General features: G+C 32.9%; 23 protein-coding genes. 7 read left to right on the top strand and 16 right to left on the bottom strand.

Translation table 11 applies throughout. The features are described 5' to 3' along the window. The first annotated feature begins 211 nt into the window (after positions 1-211). Positions 212-853 (top strand): hypothetical protein, encoded by a 642-nt coding sequence (locus AAFU52_RS00885; protein ID WP_152538643.1) that lies wholly within the window; start codon positions 212-214, stop codon positions 851-853. 313 nt (positions 854-1,166) lie between these two features. On the opposite strand, the gene AAFU52_RS00880 is transcribed toward AAFU52_RS00885, so the two are convergent. Then, on the bottom strand, positions 1,167-1,514 hold the full coding sequence (locus AAFU52_RS00880) for a DUF6249 domain-containing protein (protein WP_024772188.1): 348 nt from the start codon (positions 1,512-1,514) through the stop codon (positions 1,167-1,169). Positions 1,515-1,665: 151 nt separating this feature from the next. Between AAFU52_RS00880 and AAFU52_RS00875 the strand changes: the two genes are divergently transcribed. Continuing rightward, positions 1,666-2,253 (top strand): RNA polymerase sigma factor, encoded by a 588-nt coding sequence (locus AAFU52_RS00875; protein WP_024772189.1) that lies wholly within the window; start codon positions 1,666-1,668, stop codon positions 2,251-2,253. After that, a complete protein-coding gene (locus AAFU52_RS00870) occupies positions 2,237-2,632 on the top strand; it encodes a hypothetical protein (RefSeq protein WP_438424755.1) in 396 nt (131 codons plus the stop codon). The genes AAFU52_RS00875 and AAFU52_RS00870 overlap by 17 nt, the downstream gene beginning before the upstream one ends. A gap of 135 nt (positions 2,633-2,767) precedes the next feature. Here the strand turns inward: AAFU52_RS00870 and AAFU52_RS00865 are convergent, their stop codons facing one another. Beyond that, positions 2,768-6,670, bottom strand: coding sequence for a M43 family zinc metalloprotease (locus AAFU52_RS00865; protein WP_438424752.1), 3,903 nt, complete (start codon positions 6,668-6,670; stop codon positions 2,768-2,770). A gap of 574 nt (positions 6,671-7,244) precedes the next feature. Here AAFU52_RS00865 and AAFU52_RS00860 point away from each other — a divergent pair. Further along, the gene (locus AAFU52_RS00860; RefSeq protein WP_438424751.1) at positions 7,245-8,117 is read left to right on the top strand and encodes a hypothetical protein; all 873 of its coding nucleotides are present in this window, start codon (positions 7,245-7,247) and stop codon (positions 8,115-8,117) included. 105 nt (positions 8,118-8,222) lie between these two features. On the opposite strand, the gene secA is transcribed toward AAFU52_RS00860, so the two are convergent. The 5 genes from secA to AAFU52_RS00835 form a co-directional block, all read right to left on the bottom strand. Next, entirely contained in the window at positions 8,223-11,579 is a 3,357-nt protein-coding gene (secA, locus tag AAFU52_RS00855) for a preprotein translocase subunit SecA (RefSeq protein WP_024771314.1), read from the bottom strand. Positions 11,580-11,806: 227 nt separating this feature from the next. Continuing rightward, on the bottom strand, positions 11,807-12,028 hold the full coding sequence (locus AAFU52_RS00850; RefSeq protein ID WP_008272287.1) for a DUF2795 domain-containing protein: 222 nt from the start codon (positions 12,026-12,028) through the stop codon (positions 11,807-11,809). Positions 12,029-12,166: 138 nt separating this feature from the next. Then, on the bottom strand, positions 12,167-12,742 hold the full coding sequence (locus AAFU52_RS00845) for a cob(I)yrinic acid a,c-diamide adenosyltransferase (RefSeq protein ID WP_024771313.1): 576 nt from the start codon (positions 12,740-12,742) through the stop codon (positions 12,167-12,169). Positions 12,743-12,773: 31 nt separating this feature from the next. Further along, positions 12,774-13,208: a GNAT family N-acetyltransferase gene (locus tag AAFU52_RS00840; RefSeq protein ID WP_024771312.1), complete on the bottom strand. Its 435-nt coding sequence runs from the start codon at positions 13,206-13,208 to the stop codon at positions 12,774-12,776. Between the two features lie 13 nt (positions 13,209-13,221). Further along, entirely contained in the window at positions 13,222-13,389 is a 168-nt protein-coding gene (locus tag AAFU52_RS00835) for a hypothetical protein (protein WP_167549788.1), read from the bottom strand. Positions 13,390-13,654: 265 nt separating this feature from the next. On the opposite strand from AAFU52_RS00835, the gene recR reads away from it, so the two are divergent. The 3 genes from recR (at position 13,655) to AAFU52_RS00820 (ending at position 16,584) form a co-directional block, all read left to right on the top strand. Continuing rightward, positions 13,655-14,275 (top strand): recombination mediator RecR, encoded by a 621-nt coding sequence (gene recR, locus AAFU52_RS00830; protein WP_024771311.1) that lies wholly within the window; start codon positions 13,655-13,657, stop codon positions 14,273-14,275. Between the two features lie 138 nt (positions 14,276-14,413). Next, positions 14,414-15,757 carry a dihydrolipoamide acetyltransferase family protein gene (locus AAFU52_RS00825; RefSeq protein WP_024771310.1) on the top strand — a complete coding sequence of 448 codons (1,344 nt, stop codon included), beginning with the start codon at positions 14,414-14,416 and terminating at the stop codon, positions 15,755-15,757. A 170-nt stretch (positions 15,758-15,927) separates the two neighbouring features. Next, positions 15,928-16,584 carry a porin family protein gene (locus AAFU52_RS00820; protein ID WP_438424744.1) on the top strand — a complete coding sequence of 219 codons (657 nt, stop codon included), beginning with the start codon at positions 15,928-15,930 and terminating at the stop codon, positions 16,582-16,584. Between the two features lie 97 nt (positions 16,585-16,681). On the opposite strand, the gene AAFU52_RS00815 is transcribed toward AAFU52_RS00820, so the two are convergent. The 9 genes from AAFU52_RS00815 to AAFU52_RS00775 form a co-directional block, all read right to left on the bottom strand. Beyond that, positions 16,682-17,968 carry an MFS transporter gene (locus AAFU52_RS00815; RefSeq protein WP_438424742.1) on the bottom strand — a complete coding sequence of 429 codons (1,287 nt, stop codon included), beginning with the start codon at positions 17,966-17,968 and terminating at the stop codon, positions 16,682-16,684. Positions 17,969-18,147: 179 nt separating this feature from the next. After that, positions 18,148-18,522 (bottom strand): hypothetical protein, encoded by a 375-nt coding sequence (locus tag AAFU52_RS00810; RefSeq protein ID WP_438424740.1) that lies wholly within the window; start codon positions 18,520-18,522, stop codon positions 18,148-18,150. A 29-nt stretch (positions 18,523-18,551) separates the two neighbouring features. Then, complete coding sequence (locus tag AAFU52_RS00805) at positions 18,552-19,712, bottom strand: metal ABC transporter permease (protein WP_024771307.1); 1,161 nt, start codon at positions 19,710-19,712, stop codon at positions 18,552-18,554. After that, positions 19,705-20,835 (bottom strand): metal ABC transporter permease, encoded by a 1,131-nt coding sequence (locus AAFU52_RS00800; RefSeq protein ID WP_438424738.1) that lies wholly within the window; start codon positions 20,833-20,835, stop codon positions 19,705-19,707. Before AAFU52_RS00800 ends, AAFU52_RS00805 begins: the two co-directional genes overlap by 8 nt. An 80-nt stretch (positions 20,836-20,915) precedes the next feature. Beyond that, positions 20,916-21,656, bottom strand: a complete 741-nt coding sequence (locus tag AAFU52_RS00795) for a metal ABC transporter ATP-binding protein (RefSeq protein WP_438424735.1) — start codon at positions 21,654-21,656, stop codon at positions 20,916-20,918. Between the two features lie 26 nt (positions 21,657-21,682). Next, entirely contained in the window at positions 21,683-22,087 is a 405-nt protein-coding gene (locus tag AAFU52_RS00790; protein WP_438424732.1) for a hypothetical protein, read from the bottom strand. A gap of 57 nt (positions 22,088-22,144) precedes the next feature. Then, complete coding sequence (locus AAFU52_RS00785; protein ID WP_438424730.1) at positions 22,145-23,431, bottom strand: DKNYY domain-containing protein; 1,287 nt, start codon at positions 23,429-23,431, stop codon at positions 22,145-22,147. 7 nt (positions 23,432-23,438) lie between these two features. Continuing rightward, the gene (locus AAFU52_RS00780) at positions 23,439-24,356 is read right to left on the bottom strand and encodes a metal ABC transporter solute-binding protein, Zn/Mn family (RefSeq protein ID WP_438424728.1); all 918 of its coding nucleotides are present in this window, start codon (positions 24,354-24,356) and stop codon (positions 23,439-23,441) included. Further along, positions 24,346-24,825, bottom strand: a complete 480-nt coding sequence (locus AAFU52_RS00775; protein WP_438424726.1) for a thioredoxin family protein — start codon at positions 24,823-24,825, stop codon at positions 24,346-24,348. The genes AAFU52_RS00780 and AAFU52_RS00775 overlap by 11 nt, the downstream gene beginning before the upstream one ends. Between the last annotated feature and the right edge of the window lie 6 nt (positions 24,826-24,831).

Below are 24,831 nucleotides of genomic sequence, written 5' to 3'. Positions count from 1 at the left end.
TTTTAACAATACTCGAAAAATAAAATATTGACAATCAATTAGTTAACGTTAATTAAAGCTTAATTTAACATTTTTTGTGTCATTTATCGAATATCGAAAACATTTGATCTAAAAGTCTGGTTTTTAATTTGTTTAACTATAATTAAGTAATATCATTGTATGGTAAAACCGTAATAAAATAATAACAACCCCCACTATAAAGTTTATAAAGATGAAATCAATAGCGTGTTTTTTTAGCTTATTTTTATTCTTGAGTAGTTATGCAAATGACTTGGACCAAATTCTAGAAGTAGAAATGGAAGGCCTTGTTGTGGTAGTTGTAGATTTTCAGGAAGGGGATAAGATTAAATTATTCGAAGTAGAAAGTGGAGATCATGTTTTATCAAAAACTCATGGGGAGATTGACCTTAGTCAATTACCTATGGGGGCTTACCTATTAGAAAATAGTGAAGGAGAGTCTGTTGTTATAGAACGTTTAGAAGAAGCTATTAATATTACAGGAGCAATAGAGAATGTAGAGACAGATTTTGTTTTAGAAAATGATAGCAAAAGAGCATATGTACCTGCAGAGATTGATGTAGAGCAAGAATTTATTCACTACTATGAAAATGCAGAGACAAATCTTTTAGAAATAACTAGAGATGGAGATTTTGTAACTGTGGTTGGTTTTGAAGAAGGAGATAAAATCAAATTATTTGAAGTAAAAAATACAGTACATATTTTATCAAAAACAACAAATTTTGTAGACCTTAGTCAATTACCAGTTGGGGTTTATGTTTTGGAGAACAACAAAGGAGAATCTGTTGTTGTTGAAAAATTTATAGATAACGACGATCTTGTAGCAGATATGTAATAAAATTTTTTAATACTATATAAAAGCCTTCCAAACTTGGAAGGCTTTTTTTATGCAGTTTATTTAATGGATGTAAAATTTTGGAATTGCTATGGAGAGATTTAAGAAGTTCTTATAGTGTTTTGTTAAATTGATGATCATATACCTTTGATGTCAATAGATAACGTACTTAAATTTGATTATAGCCTCTTTGAATTATGAATAAGATTCTTTTATCAAACCTTTTATTATCTATAGAGTGAATAAAAACAGTACAAAAAAATATCCTGATGGATCAACATCAGGATATTTTTTTGTTAAGTAATGCTTTTGTTTATTTGTCCAGATTCTTCGTCATAGTAAAGCCAGTAAATAAACCAACTCCGGCCATTAAGAAGATTGTACCTGGATACGCAATATCTTCATCTACACCTATAGATAAATGTAGGATACCAGCTATGAAAATTCCGATTCCAATACCCATTAGTAATAAAGATAAATTTAGAATAAGTACTTTCCATACTGGAGTAACTCTTTTTTCTTTGCTGCTATAAAATATAGAAGCATCTGCTCCTTTTTCTATAAGAGCCATACGTTCTTTATTTCTAGCCGAAATAAATAAATAAATAATTCCAAAAAATACTCCTAAGATTGCGGGCATTATAATTACTTCTGATCCCATCATGTTTTTAGTTTAAAAGATTAATACTGTTCGTTTTCTAATTAAGACGAAGAGTAATTCGAAGTGGTTACAAAAAAGGTAAAAAAAATATTTTGTACTTTTTAATAGAAATTATGTAACCGATGATTATAAAGTGTCGTCCTATGAGAAAATGAACCATCAATCAGATCAATATTATATTAATCAAGTGCTAGAAGGGCAGGTAAATGCTTTTTCGGTTCTGGTAGCGCGTTACCAGGGTTTAGTGTATACAGTAGTGTATCGTATGATTAAGAATAAGGAACAGGCAGAAGAAGTTGCTCAGGATTCTTTTATAAAAGCATATAAATCCTTAAGTAACTATAGGGGTGATGCTAAGTTTTCTACCTGGTTATACACTATTGCGTATAGAAAAAGTTTAGATGCAATAAAAGCAAGTAAAAGAATGATAACTTCTGAGCTTATAGAAGAGATAAGCGAAGGAGAAATGGAGCTGGTTGGCGATGCATTGAACTATTTGCAGGTAAAAGAAAGAAAAAAAATTATATCAGATAGTATAATGAGACTTCCTGAAGACGAAGCCGCGATTATTACACTATACTATTTTGAGGAAAAAAGTGTAAAAGAAATTGTAGAAATTGTAAATTTAACAGCAGATAATGTGAAAATAAAATTATATCGTAGTAGAAAAAAACTATATTCGATATTAAAGCATCACATTTCTCCAGAAATTAGTAGTAAAAATGGAAGAGCAATATAAAGACATTAAACATTTAGTCAAAGAAGCTGGATTAGAGACTCCTTCAGTAGATTTTTTAAAGAATGTTATGGAGCGAGTTGAGCTTTCAACTGTTGAGATGTCGTCGGCATACAAACCTTTAATTTCTAAGAAAGTTTGGTTTGTTATTGCAGTAGTTACTGCTGTATTGCTATGTGCCACACCGTTTTTATCAGATAGTAAAGAATCGATTTTAAGTTCTATTGATTTTTCTTTTTTTAATAAGATAAGTATCAAAAATCCATTTTCCGACTTTACATTTCATAAAACTACGATATACGGTATTTTATTTCTTGCCCTTCTGTTTCTTATACAAATAACTATTTTAAAACGAAGGATTGATAGACGATTTTCTTTATAATTGTTTAGTAAGTTTTGACTCTCGAAAAATAAAAATTTAAAAGACACAAAAAAACTACCTAAACAATGAATTAAAGTAGGGGATACTCTATATACATTTTTTAGGTAGTCTATAAAACCAACTAAGTTTATTGGGTTATTTTTTTACAATTGTGTGTATCTCTGAAATTCCTTTTGATGTTATTTTTACAAAATAATTTCCTTTTTCGGTTATTGCTCCTCCAAAAGGAAGTACTCCAGGATTTCTGTCATAGTTTTTATGGTAAATACGTCTTCCTAAAAGATCGTATACACTCATAGTAAACCTTTCTTTACCTAATTTTGTCAGGTCAATATTTGTAGCCTCGGTAAATGAATTAGGGTATACCTTAACCAAATTCTCTGCTTTTTCTGGACCTGCTGCTGCTGGCCTTTTAGTTGTAAGTCCTTGACCTGCATTAGTGTTATATGCATAATCCAATATAGTATACGATAACCCATCATTTGCTACAGTAGCATAAAACCATCCATAATGTGTATTGCCGCTAATTTTAAAAGTAAATCCTATGTAGCCTGATTTACCATTCCAACTCGTATATGAAGAAGAGCTTACTACATAACTATTAGATTCTGCAACAAAATTACTAGAAGCTCCTACTTGTACTCCTTCACCAATCATGGTTACATTTCTGCTACTACCTTCGCATACTACATCTTTATTATAAGTTACTAGTCGTACCGAATTGCTAGAAAACCATGCACCAAACCCATTATCGTCTCCTACTTCTATTCTGAAGAAATTCCAGGTACTTGATGAGTTTACAGCGATATCTTCATTATTTACATAGATAACTCCATCGTTAGTAGCACAAGGGGTACACGATCCACTACAATCTACTCCTGTTTCATCTCCGTTCTGAATACCATCTGTACAGGTAGGATTAGATCCTCCTGTTCCTATGGTTACTGTGTAGTCTTCTACCTCTCCGTAGCTAAAAGATTCGCATGCCGTTGGGATACCATTGTATTTCATAGATACTCTGATTCTGGTGTTTCCATTTATGGCACCAGACGGAACAGTAAAACTACCACTTACTGGGGTATCTTTTGAAGGTGCTTTACTCCATACCTGCTCGTCTGCATCAGCAAAATCCCCATCTTGATTATAATCAATCCATACACTATACCCTTCTGAGTATACTGTTCCTGACCAAGTTGGAGTAATAGTAATAGTATTAGGAGACCCTTTAGATAATGTAGTAGAAACAGAAGTGTAATCTCCATACCCTCCAGTAGAACCGGTAGATGTATTATCAATTGTTCCTAACTGCACTCTACCGATATATTCGTCTGATACACTTTTTCCATTAGAATCGCATGCGGTTGGCGTACTACATGGTGTACACGATCCTCCACAGTCTACCCCTGTTTCATCCCCATTCTGGATCCCATCATTACAAGTTGATATTGCTTCAGAAACTATAATTCCATAATCAGCCGTATTTCCACTATCATATGAACCGCAAGCAGAATCTCCATCTGTACCATCTACAAAGTGACCAATTACCCTTAATCCTACTTTTTTACCTATTGCAGCATTGTTTGGTACAGTAATATTGGCTGTAAAAGAATACTCATCATTGGTATAATCTGCATGGTTTACGACTTGGGTGAACACTAGTTCATTATCTGAAAACATACTGTCAAAATTCCAATCTGCCCATACGCGTACTCTATTTACATCACTAGTTCCACCATTACCACGCTCTGTTTTAATGGTAATAGGGTAAGTTTTTCCAGTTTCTAAAGTAGTAAATACGGTGTCATAGTAATCACCAGCTCTACTTTTAAGAGGGGCGTGATCTATTGTAGCTAAAGTAACGTGATTTACATTGAAATAACCTCCGAATTTTGGCTCGCTATCGCAGTAGTTTAATGCTGAAGTTATGTAATCCGTTTTAGTAAGCGTTTTATTTATTCCATTGGCTGTTGTCACTTTTAGAGTTACATCATAAGTTCCTCCTTCGGGAAATATGATATTAGAAGGACTCTTATCTGTAGAAGTAGCAGGTTGCCCTCCTTCAAATGTCCATAACCAGGAAGTAATAGAATCCCCATTATCGGTTACAGTAAGATCAGAGAATGCTACACCTTGTGAGAAATTAACTGTGGTAGGAGCTCCCGAAAATTCCATAGAAAAAGTAGCATTTTGATCTAGGATATTTAGTCCATAATCTTCAGATTCACCACTGTCAATACTGCTACATGCTGTATCACCATCGTTATTTTGTACATAGTGTGCCAGAATTCTAAAAGCTGTGTTCCCTAAAACAGCATCTGCAGGGATAGTAATATTGGTAGTGTATTTGTAATCGCCATTGGCATCAACACTACTGTTGGCGTATGCATGGGAGATTATTAGTTCATTATCCTCATAGATAAAATTATTATTCCAGTCAAACCATCCTTGAATTCTTAAATTATCACCAGCACCACCATTACCTTTGTTGGTTGTAATTGTTAAAGGATAGGTTTTTCCTTGTTTAGCTGGGTATATAAGACTTTTTGTGTAATTGGAAACTCCATTATATCCTGATGGATTTGTTCTACCATCAAATTCAATATTAGTGATGTGTGCATATACAGCATATGATATATTTACATTACAGTATTCTGTATATACATCGTTAAAGTCTACTTTCAGATTATCTATGCTATTTTTATATAGTTGTGTTACTCCACCAGTTACTATCGGGTTAAGGAAAGTAAAAGAAAGATTAGCTACAGAATTGGCAAGATTATGACTAGAAGCAGTATTATCCAGATGTATGGTTGCAGAAGTAGCACTGTTTATTACAATTCTGGGGGTTAAACCAGCAGGTAGATTGGTTACGGTATAATCGGTATTAAGCACCATATCTCCAGAGTTTTTTGTAAAAGTACAGTCCTCACAAGTAATATCAATAGTACTTTCTATAAGGCCATCATTTAGATAACGTTCCTCAAATATTGCTCCAGAGGTAGCGATACGAGCACCCAAATCAGAAGCCAAACCGGTAGCAGTTAGATTGGTGTTTGTCCACAATGTATTTCTGGTAGATGAATTATCAATAGCATTAACCATTCGGGTAACTTGCCCTTGTGTAAACATTTTATAACAATCTGTATAATCCATGAAATTCTCACTATTGATTTCCTGATTCAGACAATTTTTTAGAACGGTACAATTGGTTTTTGAAGAATTTTTTTTGTGAGAAGGAGTATCTGCAACACCATCTCCATCATTAGGATCATTATTACATACTCCTTTATCAAAGGTATGAGGTAGATCAAAGTAGTGCCCGAATTCGTGAGTTAGTACTGATCTGAAATTCTCATTAGTATTATTTCCTAAATAACTTCCGTTGTATACTACTCGAGCAATATTGGCAGCAGACATGGTGGTATTAGGATACCATGCTACTCCTGAATTATAGAAATCTCCGTCATCGTATAAATCTCTGGTGATGTATATATTGCAGTATTTGTAATTATCCCAGGCAACTTTGGCTACTACAGGAGAGTTATAGTTCCCCATTCCTGAAGCTTCATCATAGAATATAACTCCTGTTGTGGGATTACCATTAGGATCAAGTTGTGCAAGTTTAAATGTCACATCCAGAGGTTGTTTGATAGCATCGAAAGGAGCATCAATAGTGCTGTAATCTGCATTAAGCCCTTGAAAATCTTCATTGGTTTTTTGTAAAGCGTCTTCAATAATAGTTTTGGTAACAGTAGATCCGCTATTAAACTCGGTGCCAAATACATGAAATACAACTGGTATTACATACGATTTTGGGTTTTGATTGCTTTTCATTCTAACAGCACTTTGTCTTAACGCCTTAATTTCTGTTTTTGCAAAAGGATCTGCCTGATACAGTTTTTGCATTTGTTCTTCCATTTTACATATGTTGGGCTCAGTGTTTTGAGCATTAGTTAGCCAACAGGAGAATAATAAAAACCATAAGACCAAATGCCTTATGCTTAGGTAGTTTCTTTTAAAATGAGTTTGTGTTTTCATGATTAATTTATATTTATTAATTAGTTATGGTGTTAAAAGTATGGTAATAGGAATGAGAATATAAGTGCCACCCTACCAGTATTTTATAGAAACCCGAACACTTATTTTATGGGTAATCAATATTCTTATAGGTGTATACTCTTTAATTTCTTTGAGATAATTAAGTGATTAAAGGAGGGTGGGCGGTGTATAAATACATGCTATTTAGCCTCTATCTAAGAGAAATAGTTTTGCATTAATATTTGTAATATAAATTCACTTTGATAGATATAAAAACCATTTTTCACTCTACTTGTAGTTAGATACTCTTAAAAAGGGTTTCATGGAAATATAAAATTGCATTTTGAACAAAAATAAAACTCAAAATTATTGCTGTTTTACAGTTGATTTGACGCTTGTATATCTATTTAGAAGTATTTATGTACTGATAAAAATCATATTTCTGGAACATAGTCTGAAATATTTTTGCGCCGTAAATCAATAAGAAAACCCCAAAAAAATGAAGATAAAATTTACTTCTTATAATTTGTTTGAGAATTGTAAACTAAATAACAAAACCTTAAAGCCAATACCGATGAAAAACAAAACAAAAGCCCCCAGATCAATATTAATTTTATTTGTGATAGGATTAGTGTATACCAGTTCATTGAGCCTTCATGCACAACTAAATGATAAATATGGATCATTGTCATTTAACAACGCTATTAATGTTTCGGGTAAGCAACGTATGCTTACTCAAAAAATGTCTAAAGCATATTTATATTTACTTAAGAATGCTAATGATGTGAAAGTGAAGAGAGATTTATTATCGAGTAAGATTATTTTTGAAGAACAAAACCGAGTTCTTTTACAGAACACCCAATTTAAGGGAACTATTGAAAAGTTAACTAGAGTTAATGAAATATGGAAAGAATTTAAAATACTCATTGAAACTCAACCGAGTTATGATAATGCAAAAAAAGTAATAGAAACAAATACAGATCTCCTTAAAGCTGCAGATGCAGTGGTGTCTTCTATTATTATAGAGTCTAAAAACTCTTTTCAAAGCATTAAAGATGATATAAATGAGTCTTATTTAGTCGAAGACAGATTAGAATTAGAAGGAATCATAAATATATCAGGAAGACAACGAATGCTTTCACAACGATTGGCATTTTATTATTATGCGAATCAAATGGAATTGAAAAATAAAAACTCTTATCAAATGCTTAATAACGCTTTTCATGAATTGGATGGAGCAATTAATAAATTTTTGATTTGTAAGTTTAATACTCCTGAAATTGATGAAAAAATAGGGTTGACTTTTTCTCAATGGAATATGATCAAAAAAAATAGAGATAAATTGAATAATCAAAAATTTACGGATGAGGAAATCTATAAAATGAGTAATGAACTTACTCGATTATTCAATGATATAACATATTTGTATGAGAAAGTAAAAATATAAAATGAGAGTAAGTAGCTCTATGATGAATATGAAGTGAAATAAAAATTATAAATACAAAAGCCGGAAGTTTATTCTTCCGGCTTTCGTGTTTACATAAGAAATGATTTATTCATTCACAAGTACCCATTCTCCTTTTTCGATCAGTGGGATTGCTTGTTTGTATTTTACTGTTTTATTTTCACCACTCATCACATGTTTGATAGTTACTCTATCATTACGCCCGATTTTTGGTTGTTCTCGTACAATAGTTTCAGTGACCTGTGGTCTCCCTTGTGTTTGTCCTGCAGCTTTATTTTGTGCCGCACGCTCATCCATATTAGGAATTTCTTCTTTAGAAGTTTCTAGGTTTTCTTTTCTTCGCACCTGGCGAGCTTCAGAAATGTCTTGAGTATTACCTGTTGGTAATTCTCCTTTAAATAAAAATGAAATCACATCTTTATTTACCTCTTCAATCATGGCTTTAAACAACTCAAAAGCTTCAAACTTATAGATTAATAACGGATCTTTTTGCTCATGAACAGCTAATTGTACACTTTGTTTTAACTCGTCCATTTTACGAAGATGTGTTTTCCAGGCATCATCAATAATAGCAAGTGTAATATTTTTTTCAAAATCGGTAATAAGTTGTTTTCCTTCAGACTCATATGCTTTTTGCAAATCAGTAGCAACATTTATACTTTTTACTCCATCTGTAAATGGTACTAAGATTCTTTCATACTTACTGGCAGGATCTTCGTATACTTGTTTGATTACAGGATATGCGGCATCTGCATTACGTTTCATTTTATCCTGATAATGCTCATATGCAACTTTATAAACTTCTCCTGCAATTTTTAGAGGATCCATTTTTTCGAATTCTTCTGCAGAAATCGGACTACTCATAGAGAAATATCTGATCAATTCGAATTCGAAATTTTTAAAGTCCTGAGCAGCTTTATTTCCTTCTGTGATCACTTCTACAGTGTCATAGATCATATTGGCAATATCAACACGAAGACGTTCTCCAAATAAAGCATGATAACGACGTTTATATACAACTTCACGTTGTGCATTCATTACATCATCATATTCTAATAATCGTTTACGAACACCGAAATTATTTTCTTCTACTTTTTTCTGGGCTCTTTCTATGGATTTAGAAATCATAGAATGTTGGATTACTTCTCCTTCTTTTAGTCCCATTCTATCCATCATTTTGGCAATACGTTCAGAACCAAATAAACGCATCAGGTTATCTTCTAGAGATACATAGAACTGAGAACTACCTGGATCTCCTTGTCGACCGGCACGACCACGTAACTGTCTGTCTACACGACGAGAATCATGACGTTCTGTACCAACGATTGCAAGTCCACCTGCAGCTTTTACTTCATCAGATAATTTGATATCTGTACCACGACCAGCCATATTGGTAGCAATAGTAACTACACCTGCATTACCAGCTTCGGCAACAATATCGGCTTCTTTTTTATGAAGCTTCGCATTCAATACATTATGCGGTACTTTACGAATCGTAAGCATTCGTCCTAATAATTCTGAAATTTCTACAGAAGTGGTACCAATTAATACTGGTCTTCCTGCTCGGGATAACTCTGTAACTTGTTCTATTACGGCATTATATTTTTCACGTTTGGTCTTGTATACCAAATCTTCCATATCTTTTCTGGCAATCGGTCTGTTGGTTGGTATTTCTATAACATCCAGTTTATAGATTTCCCAAAGCTCTCCTGCTTCTGTTACTGCAGTACCTGTCATACCAGACAACTTACCGTACATACGGAAATAGTTCTGAAGTGTCACCGTAGCAAAAGTCTGTGTTGCATCTTCAATCTTTACATTTTCTTTGGCTTCAATAGCCTGGTGCAATCCATCACTGTATCGACGCCCATCCATAATACGACCTGTCTGCTCATCAACAATTTTTACTTTATTATCCATTACTACATATTCTACATCTTTCTCGAATAAGGAATATGCTTTTAATAGTTGACGTAAAGTGTGAATACGTTCACTTTTTACACTATAATCTCTAAAAAGATCTTCTTTCTTTTCTGCTTCTTCTTCTTTTGATAATTCAAAGCCTTCGATTTTAGCGATTTCCATACCAATTTGTGGTAGTACAAAGAAGTCCGGATCATCTTTTCCCGAAAGATATTCTACACCTTTATCGGTAAGATCTATTTGATTGTTTTTCTCTTCTATTACGTAATACAGATCTGCATCAATCTTATGCATTTCTCTGTTATTATCCTGCATATAGAAGTTTTCTGTTTTTTGAAGTAGCATTTTTACGCCATCCTCACTTAAAAACTTAATTAAGGCCTTATTTTTAGGAATCCCTCGGTATACTTGTAGTAATTTAAAACCTCCTTCTTTGGCGTCACCTTCTTTAATTAATTTTTTGGCTTCAGCTAAAACGGTAGTAAGGTATTTTTGTTGTACTGAAACGATATCAGCAATCTTAGGCTTTAACTCATCAAATTCATGGATATCTCCTTTTGGTATTGGTCCAGAAATAATTAATGGTGTACGGGCATCATCAATTAATACAGAATCTACTTCATCTATAATTGCATAATTATGAGGACGTTGTACCAGATCTTCTGGAGCATGAGACATATTATCACGTAGATAATCAAAACCAAATTCATTATTGGTTCCGTAAGTAATATCTGCATTATAGGCTGCTCTACGTTCTGCAGAGTTAGGTCTGTGGTTATCAACACAATCTACAGTAAGCCCATGAAACTGAAAAATTGGAGCCATCCACTCGCTATCACGACGAGCAAGGTAGTCATTTACAGTTACTAGATGAACACCATTACCAGATAGTGCATTAAGGTATACAGGGAGTGTTGCAACCAGGGTTTTTCCTTCTCCTGTCTGCATCTCTGCTACGTTTCCTTCGTGTAGTGTAATACCACCAACAAGCTGTACATCGTAATGGACCATATCCCACTTTACTTCTTTACCAGCAGCATCCCAACTTGTTGCCCAAATGGCTTGTTCACCATCAAGAGTAATGTGATCTCTGGTGCCAGAGAGTTCTCGGTCATAAGCAGAAGCCGTAACTTCGATGCTTTCATTATTAGTAAAACGTTTTGCAGTTTCTTTTATAACGGCAAAGGCTTCGGGAAGAATATCGTTTAGCGCTTTTTCTGTGATTTCATACGCTTCTTCCTTTAATTTATCGATTTCACCATAGATATCTTCTTTTCTATCAATATCTTCTGTGTTATTAGCTTCCTCGGTAAGTGTTTCTATTTTGGTATTGATTTCTGTGCGAGCTTCATTTATTCTATTTTTAAAATCAACAGTTTTAGCACGCAGTTCATCATGAGAAAGGCCTTCAAGAGCCGTTTCTGCTTGTTTTATCAATTCGACCTTTGGTTGAATTTCTTTAATATCTTTTTTGGATTTATCTCCAACAAATACTTTTAATACAGAATCTAAAATTCCCATAATTTTATGGTTGTGTGTTTAATGAGATTTTAATTTCAAAACGAAACTAATTGGTTTCCTATAATAAAGGAACATTCAAATTTGACCTCAATATCTGAAGTCTATCACTATCTCAGGACCTAAGTGGTCATATTATACAATACTCTTGAGCTGTAAATAGCCATAAAGTGGCATAATTTACGCAAAAAAAAAGCCTCTTGCGAGACTTTTAATACTATTTCATTTTTTTAATATTCATCCTCATTCCAAAGATAATCTTCGTCGGTAGGATAATCAGGCCATATTTCCTCTATAGAGTCATACGAATCTCCTTCATCTTCAATTGCTTGTAGATTTTCTACAACCTCCAGAGGTGCTCCAGTACGAATTGCATAATCTATTAGCTCGTCTTTTGTAGCTGGCCAAGGTGCATCACTTAAATAAGATGCTAATTCTAAAGTCCAATACATATGTTTACTGGTTTAATTTTTTGCAAAAATAATTTTTTAGTTTAAAAAGTCAAGTAAAAAATCAATTATTTAAACAATAATTATAAGAACGTGAATTTTTAGGGGGCTTCCCTTACTAATTTTAACAGATATTAAATTTTAAGAATTCTTTTTAGGAATCCACTCAATTTCTTCTGCCTTAAGATCGAAGGACAACTTTCGTGCCAGTACAAAAAGATAGTCAGATAGTCGGTTTAAGTAGTGTAATGTTGTTTCTTCAAAAGGAGCTATTTCATACAGTGCCGTTGCTAAACGCTCTGCTCTTCGGCATACACAGCGAGCAATGTGACAGAATGACACAGTTTGATGCCCTCCAGGCAATACAAAATGTGTCATTGGTGGCAAAGATTCGTTCATTCTATCGATTTCTTTTTCTAACAACTCGATATCTTCTGTAGAAATTGTAGGTATATTTAGCCGTTTTTGCCCACTTTTTAATATAGCTTTTTCAGGATCAGTCGCTAAAACAGCTCCAACTGTAAAGAGTTTATCCTGTATATTAATTAATATTTTTTTGCTGAGTTCATCAATTTTTTGATCTCTGATAAGCCCGATATGTGAATTAAGTTCATCAACAGTACCATAACTGTCAATACGAATATGGTGTTTAGGTACCCTGGTGCCACCAAAAAGGGCTGTGGTTCCTTTATCACCTGTTTTAGTATATATTTTCATTGAATTGCAAGTTTGTTTTAATGGATGATAACTACTTAACTAATAAAAGTACATCCTTAGTATAGTTTTGATTACACCATTTGTGTTTAGCATATATTTTATCCGGAATTTTATAATCGTGTGTTTTTTGATCTAGAAAACCAAACCTATTATAAAAGCTTTGAAGATGTTCAAAAGGAAGACACCATATTTTTTTATGTTGCTCATGATTTTTTAATAAATGCAGGATGATTTTCTCTGCAATTCCCATTCCTCGAAATTGATCTAATACATACATTCCTCCTAATTCTAAGTTGTTTTCATCAATATTGACAACTCTTCCCAGCCCACATTTTACATCTTCAATTTCTGCTAAAGCAATATATTCGGTATTAAAATCTGATGCTACAAAATCTATGTTTTGATAGGTGTTATTTATCCATTCTATATCTTTTGATGTAGCCTTTCTAACATATGTTTTTTTCATGTTACAGCTATAGTTATTTCTTCTTTTTCTTTTTTTGATAATTCTGTCTAAAATTACGTTTATCACGATCATACAGTTTATTTTTATTTCGTTTGGTATTCCAGGATACTGCTACGAATAAGATAGCAATGACTATGATCATTAAAATAAGCTGCGTTTCTTCAGAAAGAGTATCTAACATTACTTTTACTTTTGCAGTAAAAGTAACAAAAAGGCCTTAATTGTATAGTTAAGATTATCATAGTTTATATCTCAAAATTAAATTTAAGTCGAGTTTTCCTAATCGTTATAAAACTTTCATTTTACCCTCTGTAATTATCTTTTATGATTAGCTACTAAGGTTATAGGGATAAAAAATGTCATTATGATATAAAAACATAATTTTTTGTTTAAAGAGTGGAACTCTGGGCGGAGTTCACCATTAAAAACGCTAAATTTGTCGAGCTATGGAATTTTCTTCAAAATTATTAGAGAACGCAGTTTATGAAATGTCTCAATTGCCAGGGATAGGAAAACGTACAGCACTTCGATTAGTATTACATTTACTTAGACAGCCAGAAACCCAGACCCAACATTTAACAAAAGCTTTGGGGACATTACGAGAGGATATTAAATTTTGCTCTACATGTCATAGTATTAGTGATACGGATATTTGTGATATCTGTAGTAATCCAGGTAGAAACCGTGAAATCATTTGTGTTGTAGAAGATATACGGGATGTAATGGCTATAGAGAGTACAGGTCAATTTAGAGGATTATATCACGTTTTAGGAGGTAAGATAAGCCCATTAGATGGTATCGGTCCACAAGAATTAAATATTAGTTCTTTGATTGAGAAAGTTAAATCTGGAGAAGTAAAAGAATTAATATTTGCATTAAGTGCAACGATGGAGGGGGATACTACTAACTTCTATATGTATAAACAATTGGAAGGAATACCTGTAAAAACCTCTACTATTGCCCGGGGAATTGGTGTTAATGATGAGCTGGAGTATGCAGATGAAGTTACTTTGGGAAGAAGTATACTTAATCGAATTCCTTTTGAGAATGCATTAAAGAGTCCTTGATTTGCATATATTTAGAAGTATCTGTAAACTTGAAGATATAGATATTAAGTAAATTTTAATACGAAAAAAATAATTTTTAAGCTGAATTTTAATTAAATTCGCAAAAAACATAACTTATAAACACTTTTGATTAAGAATATGGCAAAATTTGAGCTGAAACTTCCAAAAATGGGTGAGAGTGTTGCAGAGGCAACAATAACAACTTGGTTAAAAGAGGTTGGAGATACTATTGAATTAGATGATGCAGTTGTTGAAATAGCGACTGATAAGGTAGATAGTGAGGTACCTAGTGAGGTAGAAGGTGTACTGGTAGAAAAACTTTTTGATGTTGATGATGTAGTACAGGTAGGCCAAGTTATAGCTGTAATAGAAACTGAAGGTGAAGGAGCTGTAGATTCGACTCCACAAGAAACTACTGCTAAAGTTGAGGGAACTCCAAAAGAAGCGGTAGTATTAGAAACGCAAATGACAGAAACAGCAGTAGCAGGAAATGCAACTGATTTTTCTGGAAGTAGTAAGTTTTATTCTCCATTAGTAAAGAATATTGCTGCAACAGAAAATGTTTCATTGAATGAATTAGAAGCTATTTCTGGAACAGGTAAAGATGGTCGCGTTACCAAAAATGATATTTTACAATTTGTAGACGACCGCAAAAATGGAAAAATAAAAACACAACCAGCAATACAGCCTGCAAAAGAAGAAGCACAAGCAAAACCAGCTGCTCCTGCTAAAAAGCAAGAAATTTCAAAAGCAGCACCGGTAGTAGCATCAGGAGAAGATGAGATTATAGAAATGACCAGAATGGGTAAGCTTATTGCACATCATATGGTCGAATCTGTACAGACTTCAGCTCATGTACAGTCATTTATAGAAGCCGATGTAACCAATATCTGGAACTGGAGAAAGAAAGTAAAAGGAGATTTCATGAAGAGAGAAGGAGAGAACCTTACGTTTACTCCTATTTTTATGGAAGCAGTTGCTAAAGCTATTAAAGATTTTCCAATGATGAATATCTCTATCTCTGGAGATACAATTATCAAAAAGAAAAATATTAACCTGGGTATGGCTGCGGCTTTATCTGATGGTAATTTGATTGTACCGGTAATTAAGAACGCAGATCAATTGAATTTGGTAGGAATGACTAAAGCGGTTAACGATCTTGCAAATAGAGCACGTAATAATGCTTTAAAACCGGATGATATACAAGGTGGTACGTATACAGTAACTAATGTAGGTACATTTGGAAGTATTATGGGTACGCCAATTATCAATCAACCACAAGTAGGTATTTTGGCTCTGGGAGCAATCAGAAAGGTTCCTGCTGTTATTGAAACGCCAGAAGGAGACTTTATCGGTATTCGATATAAAATGTTCTTATCACACTCTTATGATCACAGAGTTGTTAATGGTGCACTAGGAGGACAGTTTGTACAACGAGTAAAAGACTACCTGGAAGCCTGGGATATGAATAGAGAATTTTAAGAAGCATTATTTCTAAAATAGTAAACCACGACAATAGCTGTCGTGGTTTTTTTATTACCATGCCTAACAACTATATACATTTGTACACTATAAAATATCTTAATAGGAGTAACATTTTTGTTACTTAAGATATATACCTATTAGATAAGATTAAAATAATAAAATAGAAAATGGGAAAAAGGAATTTATTACTAGTATTAGTGCTTGCATTATGGATAGTTTCTGTTAATGGACAAGAAGTTAATTCAAAATTTGGATTGAAAGGAGGGGCGAATTATGCAAAATATACTCCTGATGTGATTATTGCAGGAATTAATGTTGCTGAATATAGAAGAAAATTTGGATTCTACTTTGGAGGGTTTATAAACATAAACATCCATAAAAAAATAAAAATACAACCTGAGGTGCTTTTTGCAATGCAAGGATCCAAATTTTTGGCAAAAGGTTTTGAGATTAGAGGAGGGGCTAATGAAGTACCTATAGCTTCAGATTTTAAGGTCAATATAAATGAGTCTACAGTTATAGTACCTATTATAGTACAATATTCATTTACGAATGATTTTTATATGGAAATGGGACCTCAATTTGGGTATATAATTGACCGTAAACAAAAAATTAAAGAAGACCCCTTTGAACAGTTTCAAGATATTAATGTTTTACCTTTTTCATCAGAATATGATAAATTTGATTTAGGTTTAACTGTAGGGGCAGGTTATAGATTATCCAATCATTTTGGGATTAATGGTAGATTTTTCTTTAGTTTAATTGAAAGGGACAATTCTATAAAAACATCAGTTTTTAACTTAGGGATTGAGTACACGCTATAAGAACGTTTGATACACATAGCTGTAGTTAATATGGGTTTTGTGATTAATGGGTGAGTATCAATTTGTGCTTTTTGATTCGAGAGAAAAAAAACAGTAATTAATTTTTTGAGACCTCCTTATACTTACTTTTTTGTGTGCTATATAGTTTGTGATAATACCAGGCAGCTATGCCACCAATAAAAGAAAATAGAGCTAACATCCAAAACACATGTTGATGCCCTTCTGGCCCAGGTGAATTTTCTAGAAGATATCCCATTGCAGGTCCCGCAAATATATCAGGAGTATAGCCTATAAGAGAAATAATCCCAACAGCAGTTCCTGTAAGAACCAATGGAATTTTCCCTCTCTGCATTACTGCAAAGTATAAAGAACGAGCCGCATACACTCCCGTTGCTACCACTAAAATTGATATAAAAAATAAAGCTGTTGCAGAATCTGAAATTATGCCTGAGGCAAACAATAATGCTCCGAAAAGTGAAACTACAAAACTAATAAGTAACCAAAAGGTGGTTTGTGAGCGGTCGGCTAATATTCCAATTAAAACTCCAATAATGGGTCGGATAAATAACAAAAATGTACCCACTTGAGCTGATTGTACTTGATCATATAACATAACATCTTGAGCATATAGTGAAAATACATCGGTAATTTTATAGCCTACATAAGCGCATAGGATAATAATCATGAGTAGCCAAACAGAAGGTAAACGCAGTACTTCTTGCACTTGCGATATTGTGATCTTCTCTAATATAATTTGTTTTTCTAATGTATGGTCCATTTTCATAAATAGCCAAACCAATACTCCTACAATGCCAACAATGCCAGAGGATACTAAGATTACATATTTAAAAGCAGCTCTGCTTTCAGAAGTAGTCACCTCAGAGATTTCTGAACTAATAAATAGTGAAAAAATAAATACTCCCAAGACTCCGAATAGAGCACCAACCAATCCTCGACCACCGTCTAAAAACCCAAATGCTTTACCTTGAGAAGTGGTGCCACCCCAGACGCGAGTAGCCTTGATCATAGGAGCCCAGAATAAAAATATAGTAGTAAACCCCCAATAACCATAAAGCACTTTTAATACTGTATAGTTAGGGAAACTAGCATATATTAATCCTCCCAAGGCAGTCATCCATAGTGCCGTTGCGATCAATTTTCTTGGAGGAAACTTATCAGCCAATGCACCTCCAAAAAGATAAGATATTAGAGCTACAATTCCATAAATAGAGAAACATATACCTAACTGAACATTGTCTAAGTTAAATACCTCAAGTACCGTTGGTCTAAATACTCGTGAAAGAACAAATGGAAGAATAAAAACAGATTCCCCGGCTAAAATAACCAGAAGAAGAAAGTACCATGGGGGTTTTGTTTGATTCATAGAGTTTAGTGTCGATTAGATTTTTTAAGCCTAAATATATAGATTTCTATGTTAAATCAGTTTTATAATTATTTTCGCTTACAAAAGCTAAATAATGACAGATGGAGATTCATTTTTTTTATACTCTTTCTAACCTTAGAGTTCGTATATATAAATCAAACTTTTTAGGTGGTTATAACTCAAATGCTATCCTTCTTTTTTAAACTTTTACCATGCTTTACATCTATAGATTCTAATTCTTCATTTATAACCAGATTATATGTATAATGAGATTCAATATTTGTTAATGGAATAAGGATGAGCATTTGTATTTTACCTTTGGCAGGGATATTTTTAATAATAGGTCGTTGCGCACTCCTGCGATATCCAGTCGGATTTACTTTTAAAAATACACTCTTATCTGTATCCGTATCATTTTGGACATATATGATTGTTCTTTTTTTCTGTTTCTCTTCTACTAAACGAACAGGTTTTTCCTGAGCATAGGAAGTACAACTGATTAAAATAATAATAATGGATAGTGGTATAAAATTCTTTTTTAAAGATGAGAACATTTCCCTTTTTTCCTTTAAATATACAGGTTTTAACCTCTAAATAGAAAAAACCGATCCTTCATGTTTTCGATTTCAGAATTTTTATTAGTTACAATATAATCAATTGCTTCTGTTGTGAAATTTTTCCCTTTTTTAGTTAAAGAAACAATATCATTATTAATTGTGATCATATTGTTTTTAAGTGCCAGATTCAAAACAGATTTTGATTGTACCTTCTGCCAGTTAATATGTTCATTTAAGTGTTTTACATGCCGTTCTTCCTCTTCATGGTGGTTCCCCAAGTGAAGAAGAAAGGTGAGTAAGGAAACCTCGATACGTTGTTGTTTTTGTCTATACAACACAGAAAACAAACCTTTGTTGGGAGCAAATAAGTATACGAATAAGAAAACTAATCCTAATACTGTAGTCATTGATCCAGAAATAGATGTATCTAATGCATGTGCTACCCAATATCCTATAATGGCACTACTAACTCCAAATATAACAGATAACAGAAGCATTTTTTTTAAGTCATTTGTTAGTAGATAAGCAGTAGCGGCAGGAGCAATCATTAATGCAATGACCAAAATAGCACCAACTGCGTCAAAAGCACCTACCGTAGTGATTGATGAAACAGTCATTAGTCCATAATGCATAACTACAGGTGATAATCCAAGAGCAGAAGCTAAACCTGCATCGAATGTACTTACTTTTAGTTCCTTAAAAAATGCAAATAATAGACCTAGTGTAATCAATAATATAGTACCTATGATCCATAAAGATTTAGGACCTACATCTGTGCCTCCTATAATTAATCGATCAAAGGGGGCAAAGGCAAGTTCTCCTAATAATACAGCATCAACATCTAGGTGTACATCATTTGCATTCTGTGCAATAAGTATGATCCCAATACTAAACAAGGCAGGAAAAACGAGACCTATTGCAGTATCTTCTTTTACTAAGCCTGTCTTTTGGATAAACTCTACCAATATTACAGTAATGACACCGCTTGCAGCAGCAAGAATAATCAATAAAGGTGATGATAAGTCATGAGTAATAAAAAAACCAATCACAATACCTGGCAAGATTGAATGACTAATTGCATCAGTGATTAATGCCATTTTTCGTAATACTAAAAAAGTTCCTGGGATAGCGCAAGCTATTGCTACCAGGCTGGCAATTAGTTGTATTTCTATCTGTGCGTTACTCATTCTCTTCTTTTGTTAATTGATCATATAAATTGGAAGCAGTTTTATATCCAGACTCGGTTAGGGACCACATACTGCCCTCAATTTTGACATAATCTTTATCTTCTAGTTTTTGAAGTGATTTTCTGGTGAAACCCTGAAAGTTATTTAAGATTTTAATTGCATGTGGATGAGCAATATTTTCGTGTGTACTGGCAATATTATACATAAAAGATAATGTTTTATGTAATTGAAGATCACTTCTGTTTTTTCTAAATCGGATTTCTCTAAATAGTAGTCCACGGCCAGGAGAAAATATAAAAGAAAATAATACAAAAACACCAGCAACTAATACAATTACGGGTCCTGTAGATAAGTTATTGTGACTGGCGCTGATAGCAGTCCCGAAGACTCCGGAGAATGCGCCAAAAATTGCTGCCAAAATAACCATTACGGATAGATTGTTTGTCCATTGTCTTGCCGCTGCCGCAGGAGCCAATAACATGGCACTCATTAATACGACCCCTACAGTTTGTAACCCTAATACGATAGCAATTACAATAAATGTAGTGATAAGAATGTCTAAGAATCTAGTGTTAAACCCCAATGTTTTAGTGTAATCAGCATCGAATAATAATATTTTGAGTTCTTTCCAGAATAATAATAAAACGACCAAGCTGATTCCAGTAACGATGATCATAAGCCATACATCACTTTCTAGAAGTGTGGCTGCCTGCCCAAAAAGATAACTTTCTAAACCGGCCTGATTAGCATTTGGCATTTTCTGGATATAGGTTAGTAGTAGCATTCCAAATCCAAAAAATAACGATAATATGAGACCTAAAGCTGTATCAGATTTAAGATGCGTTTTACTGGTTATACCACGGATCCAAAAAGTACCAATTAAACCACTAATTAATGCTCCTAATAGAAATGCAGAACTATTTTTTGTGCCAATAATTAGAAAAGCGATAGCAATACCGGGTAATGCGGCATGAGAAATTGCATCACCTAATAAGCTTTGCTTACGCAATACAGCAAAACTACCTAACATACCACATATGGCACCAAGTACTGCAGTTCCTAATGTAATAGTACGTAAGGTATAATCTGTAAAGACAAGTTCTATGTATTCTTTTATATCCATGTTATTAGGTTGATTATTGTTGGTGTATAGTTGATGTTCGATAGGGTATCTATTACCGATCAACTATAAGCTATCAACTTTTACTGTTGTACACTAACCTTGTAATTAATCCCGTAGGTTTTGGTTAAGTTATCATCATTAAAAATGTCTTTTACCGGTCCGGTAGCGATCTTTTTTACATTAAGGAAAGTAACCCAATCAAAATATTCGGGTACTGTTTGCAAGTCATGATGTACTACAATTACTGTTTTTCCGGCTTTTCTAAGTTCTTTTAAGATGTTAATAATTGCCTTTTCTGTGGTAGCATCGACTCCTTGAAAGGGTTCATCCATAAAATAGATAGATGCATTTTGAACTAAAGCCCTTGCTAAAAAGATACGTTGTTGTTGTCCTCCGGATAGCTGACTAATCTGTCTGCTTTTAAAAGAAAGCATGCCTACTTTTTCTAATGCTTCAAGAGCAGCTTTTTTCTGTTTTTGCCCTGGTCTTTTGATCCACCCTAAACTCCCATAGGTTCCCATCATTACTACATCTAGAGCAGTGGTAGGAAAATCCCAATCTACACTTCCTTTTTGAGGAACATAAGCTACCAGAGAGCGTTGTTTTTTATAGGGCTTTCCATAGATTTGAATACTTCCTGCAATGGGTTTAATGATATCTAAAATCGATTTTATCAAGGTAGATTTTCCTGCCCCATTTGGACCCACAATAGCCATAAGTACCCCTTCTGGTATAGCAAGGTCAATATCCCATAGTACAGGCTTATAATTGTAAGCTACAGTTAAATCATCTATTTGAACTGCGATTTTTTGTTCTTTCATTTAGGATGGAATTTAATAATATACTTTTAGTTTATTTGTTCTTCTAACACATCTACTTCTGTGATTTTCCATTTTCCATTAATTATAGACCAATTATAAATTCCTTTTCGTGAGACTTTCCACTTTTTTCTAAAGAAAATAAAAATACGAATAGTAACTTCGGCTTCCTGAATTAAAGTTTCAGAAAATTTATAAGCTTCAAGTTTAGAATCAATACGTTTGTAACTGCTTTTAGTAGATGAAATTCTTGAAAAGTATTTTTTTGTATCTTTAGTTAATTGTTTTTTGCCAATGATTTTTCCATCAAGTTGTTTATATAACAGTTCATCTGCAAATACAGACATGTATCCCGAAAGATTTTTTTGATTCGCTGATTCAATAGCTAATGAATGTATATTATCAATCTCTTTTAAGGTTGTATTTGTATTCATCAGGTTTTAATTTTTAGCTGTACATAATAAAATTATACAATATGATTCTTCTTATTACTAGTCTAATTTCTCGATTTCTGTATCTTGATTATGTTTGATTTCGTATTTGTATTTTCCGTGTTTGTCGACTAATACAAATGGTCCCAAAAAAACATTTGTTTCAGATTCGTATGATATTACCTCAAATGTATTTGCATCCAGATCGATTTTTTTTTGATAGTGATAGATGTTTTTATTATCATAGATAAAACCATTTTTGTTTAATTTATAGTGTTGAATATCTATATCAATAATCTGATCTTGGAAATACACATGATTTTTATCTTTTCCATAAGCAAAATCTAAGTATTCAAAAGTTTCTATATCGGCAGATTCTAGTTTTCGTAAGTCAGAACCGCAAAAAATATAATTTTTATCTTTCCAATATGTTGCTTCTCTAGAATGTTGTTTCTTGAGGTGTGTAAAAGTAGCTCCGTCAATTCCATCAATAATAATGTATTCAAATTTTATTTCATTCCAATTTCTTATATCAAAAGGTTCGACCATATTAATTGCGGAGTATTTAAAAATATGATTTTTATCGACAAAAAAAGGTCCAATTTCTCTAAAAGTAAGAGGGTCGGCATTTTCTATTTTTGTTTCATTTTCAAAAACAAAACCATCATAGGTATAAAATGAACCGAAAAGATAATAAGGATGCTCTTTGGTCGCTTTTTTAATTTTTGATGGTTTTTCTATTTCTTCTATTTCTTTCTTTAATTTTTTATAGGCATTTCTTAATGGTTTATAGTAATAATTTCTTTTTCTTAGTGCTGCTTCTGGTTCACAATAAAAATTATCTTTCCCATTAAAACTCCAAAACTGATCAAGGTATGTTTGAGCTATATTTTTATCAATTTTATCAGATGCTTTATACTTAATATTCTCTTGTTTTAAAGAAAAAGAACTATAGATGTCAGGAGGGCCTGGGGCTACTATAAATGCATAAGCGTCATATGCGGGTTCTATATAGTTTGCCAACTGCCTACATGTAGTTAATAAGGATTTTTCGTATCTATAATACTCGTAATTTAGAATAAAAGAAAAGAAAAACTCTTGTTTTTCGGTGTCGTAATGAAATAGAAAAACATTGTCAGAGCTATTATTACAAGAATATAAAAGCTCTGCAAAAAAAGAAATTATTTTTTTGCTTTTATTAGCCCCACGTTCTTCTGTATTATATTCTTTTTTTATGGCAGTATCCCAATCAAAATCTTCAAATGATTTTTGTTTTTCATTTAAAAATTTCTGTAATGATTTTTCGTTAATTTTTGCTTTAACAATTATTCCTGTTGGATCTGCCATATTATTTTTACTTCAGTGCGTTTATAATAGTATTGACATTATATTCAAACATTCCAATATAAGTACCTTCTTTTGTACCTGCATTACCTAAAGCATCAGAGAATAATGTTCCACCTATTGCTACTTCATGATTCTTTGATTTTACTGCAGCTTGTAAAGCTTCAATAGTTCGTTTAGGAACAGAGCTTTCTACAAAAATAGCTTTTACTTTCTTCTCAATAATAAACTTAGCTAATTTTTGAACATCTTGCACTCCAGCTTCAGTAGCGGTAGATAACCCCTGTAAACCAACTACATTAAAATCATATGCTTTCCCAAAATAACTAAAAGCATCATGTGCAGTAACCAGAATTCGCTTCTCTTTTGGTAAGGTAGCTATGGTGTTTTTTAATGTGGTCTCTAATTCATTAAGTTTAGCTAAATATGCTTTTCCATTAATTTTAAAAGCTTCAGCATTTTTTGGATCTATCTCAGTAAGTTTATGTATAACAAAAGATGTTATGATTTTCCAATTTTCAACACTAAACCATATATGCGGATCGTAATTAGAAGCAAAATAATCAGAGCCTATTAAAGTGTTTTTGTCTAAACTTTCTCCAATAGCTATGGTATTAATATCCTGATACTTCATTTTTTCAAATACTTCTACTAGTTTTCCTTCTAGATGCAAGCCATTATAAAAGATTACATCGGCATTCACTAATTTAGATACATCACCTTCACTGGCTTTGTATAAATGAGGATCGACACCACTTCCCATTAATCCCTGAACGTCAATTAAATCTCCACCTATGTTTTTAACCATATCGGTAATCATAGAAGTGGTGGTTACGACCTGTAATTTTTGATTTTTGTCTTTCACTTCTTTTTTACAAGAAAAAAATGTAAAAACAAGAAGCAGTAGCAATAATTTTTTATAAATCATTTTTAGAAAGTTTGTTTAATATTTTTATAAATTCTTTAGCACTTATGAAAGATTGTTGCTGAAATATGATTTCATACTTATCGTTCAATATTGCTAATGTTGGATAACCAATTTGGTTATTTACTGTAGCAAGTTCTCTGGCTAATTGATGTACTCCGGTTTTATTTCCGTTAGGCTGAAAACGAAAAGAGTTGTCTAGAAAATGTATAGTTTCACGACTTTCACCATTTAGTGAAGTGAAATAGAAGTTTTCGTTTAACTGTTGTATAATATCATTATTCTTAAAAGTTGTATTCTCCATGTTTTTGCAATACATACACCAATCTGTATGAATAAATACAACTAAAGGTTTTGGAGCAATAGTCATTTTATCTTCTATAGACTCAAAAGAGTGAACTTGTAACTGTGCCGTTATATTTTGGTGCAGAAGAAATAATATAAAGAATGATATGATATAAAAAGCTTTCATTTTGTA

The sequence above is a fragment of the Aquimarina macrocephali genome, assembly GCF_051627225.1.
Lineage (GTDB): Bacteria > Bacteroidota > Bacteroidia > Flavobacteriales > Flavobacteriaceae > Aquimarina > Aquimarina macrocephali.
This window is presented reverse-complemented; position numbering and strand designations above follow the sequence as displayed.